Origin of the sequence: Psychrobacter sp. Sarcosine-02u-2 (genome assembly GCF_002836335.1) — a bacterium.
Taxonomy (GTDB): domain Bacteria; phylum Pseudomonadota; class Gammaproteobacteria; order Pseudomonadales; family Moraxellaceae; genus Psychrobacter; species Psychrobacter faecalis.
In genome coordinates, this window is record NZ_PJBX01000075.1 from 1 (window position 1) to 353 (window position 353).

Sequence of the window (353 nt, forward strand, 5' to 3'; positions counted from 1 at the left end):
CTTAGATTAACACATGAAGTGCAATACCAAATGCAAGGTGAAAAAAAGACCTAGATGCGCTAGCATCAAAGTTTTTATCCACCGACCAAAGTGAGATTGCAACCATGAGCTATACACATCTAAGCCTAGGTGAACGATACCAGATTTATGTCCTTAAAGGGGCAAAACATAGTATTAATTTTATAGCGAGGGCGTTAAACAGAAGTCCCAGTACCATATCAAGAGAGCTTAGACGCAATAAAAGCCTACGAGGTTACCGAGCAAAGCATGCTAATAACAAGGCTTGTGACAGACGGGCTAACAACGCCACAACTATTGTGGCTGACCTCTGGGCATGGGTGACAGACAAGCTT

1 protein-coding gene is annotated in these 353 nt (G+C 42.8%); it reads left to right on the forward strand.

From position 1 onward, the window contains the following. Positions 1–104: 104 nt before the first annotated feature. A partial coding sequence (locus tag CXF58_RS14190) for a helix-turn-helix domain-containing protein (RefSeq protein WP_145989777.1) occupies positions 105–353 on the forward strand: 249 nt, incomplete at its 3' end.